At 36.1% G+C, this 2,401-nt stretch carries 1 pseudogene; it reads right to left on the reverse strand.

Going from position 1 to position 2,401, the window contains the following annotated elements:
- Nucleotides 1-2,401: pseudogene (locus tag PQF83_RS28410) on the reverse strand (Tn3 family transposase); the annotation flags it as partial.

The following is a 2,401-nucleotide window of genomic DNA, read 5'->3' on the forward strand; positions in this document are numbered from 1 at the left end:
ATGTTTAAAGCACTGGCTCTTTGCAATTGATGTTGTATAGTCCGTTCCCTAAGCTCACCTTGTTTTCCGAAGAAAATAGCTCTTGCTAATCCGTTCATGGCTTCTCCTTTATTTAATCCCCTTTGTATTTTTCTTCTTAATGATTCATCCGATATATAATTCAAAATAAAAATTGTTTTTTCTATTCGACCCATCTCACGTAAGGCTATAGCCAAGCTGTTTTGTCTTGAATAAGATCCTAGTTTCCCCATAATAAGGGATGCTGAAACTGTTCCTTCTCTTATTGAGTGAGCTAATCGCAAAACATCCTCATAATTTTCTTTAATGACCTTTGTATTTATTTGTCCACGTAAAATGGCTTCTAATTTTGGATACTCACTTGCTTTATCTATTGTAAATAATTTTGAGTCTGCTAAATCTCTTATTCTTGGGGCAAATTTAAATCCTAATAAATGAGTCAGTCCGAATATTTGATCTGTGTAACCAGCTGTGTCTGTATAATGCTCTTCTATGTTTAAATCCGTTTCATGGTGCAACAAACCATCTAAAACATGAATCGCATCCCTTGAATTAGTATGAATAATCTTTGTGTAGTAAGAAGAGAATTGATCACTAGTAAAACGGTAGATGGTGGCTCCTTTTCCAGTTCCATAATGTGGGTTTGCATCTGCATGTAGTGATGAACACCTAACTGCATTCTCATACCGTCTGATGAGGATGTTGTACCGTCTCCCCAATAGGAAGACAATTGTAATTTGTGATGAAAATTTACTAATACGGCTTGGGCTTTATTCATTGCATCTTCATACATGCGCCATTGAGATACATTGGCTAATTGCTTATATGTAAGTCCGGGTGTTGCTTCAGCCATCTTGCTTACACCTATATTCATTCCCATTCCTAAAAGGGCAGCCATAATAATAATCGTTTCTTCTTTATCCGGTTTTCGATTATTGGAAGCATGAGTAAATTGCTCATGAAATCCTGTTATATAAGCAATATCCATCAGTAAATCGGTTAATTTTATTCTTGGTAGCATCTGATAAAGGCTTGCACTAAACTTTTTTGCTTCTTCTGGTACATCTTTTTCTAAGCGTGCAAGTGACAGCTTTCCTTTATCAAGAGAAACTCCATCTAACTTGTTGGAATTGGCAGTTAACCACTTTAACCTTTCATTAAGGCTGCTGGTTCTCTCCGTTATATAATCTTCGAATGATAAACTAACTGATAATCTCGTATTCTCTTTCGTTTGATTCCATGTAAATTCGGAAAACAAATATTCCTCAAAATCTCTATATTGTCTGCTGCCAACAATGGAAACATCTCCTGCCCGAACATGCTCCCGAAGTTCTGTTAAAACAGCCATTTCATAGTAATGACGATTGATTGTTGTACCATCATTCTCGTATAAATGCTTTTTCCAACGTTTTGAAATAAAATCCACAGGTGAGTCATCAGGTACTTTTCGTTTTCCGGATTCGTTCATTCCTCGGATAATCTCTACAGCTTGTAAAAGTGGCTCATTTGCCTTTGTAGAATGAAATTCCAACACCCTTAATAGCGTTGGCGTATATTTTCTTAGTGAATAAAATCGTTTTTGCAGTAAGTCTAAATAATCATAGTCAGCAGGACGTGCAAGCTCCTGGGCTTCTTCGACCGAAGAGACAAAAGAATTCCATTCAATAACGGATTCTAAAACCTCAAAAACGTCTAATTTTTCCTGTTTTGCTTTGATCAAAGCTTGTCCGATGTTCGTAAAGTGTATAACTTTCTCATTCAGCTTTTTACCGTTCAGTTTCTGAATTTCCTCTTGAGCCTTACGACCTTTTGATAAGAGACTAAGTATTTGTCTGTCATGAATTTCAAAAGCTTTATCCGTCAAATCTTGATTAAGATGTAATAAATAGACGGTTAGTATTGAATATCGTTTATTTTCCTGAAAATCACGGAATGCATAAGGTTCATATCTTGAACCCAAGCGAGACAGCTGTAACAGGCGATTGCGGTGCAAATGATTAATTTGCACCGTTTCTAATTCCATTCCTCGTATGTATTCGAGTCGTTCTATTACTTTTAAAAAGGTTTCGGGTGAAGGATGTCCCGGTGGTTCTTTTAACCAATCCAATATCGTTTTATTGGATTCTGACGAATGCTGCAAGGTAATAATATCTTCAAGTTTTTCTTTTTGTTCATTTGTTAGGGATTGACTAACCGTGTTAAATAGCTTCTTTTCAGCCATTGCCCTTGCTTCCCACACTATTCTTTCAAGTGTAGTGATAGCAGGCAGTATGATTTTGTTTTTTCTTAGAAAATCTATGCATTCATGTAGTAGATGAATGGCATCACCATTTTCCAAAGCCAATTGATGTAGGTGCTTAAATGTCATTCTATATTCTTTCAG

Origin of the sequence: Bacillus sp. FF-1 (genome assembly GCF_028548245.1) — a bacterium.
Taxonomy (GTDB): Bacteria; Bacillota; Bacilli; order Bacillales; family Bacillaceae_G; genus Bacillus_A; species Bacillus_A paranthracis.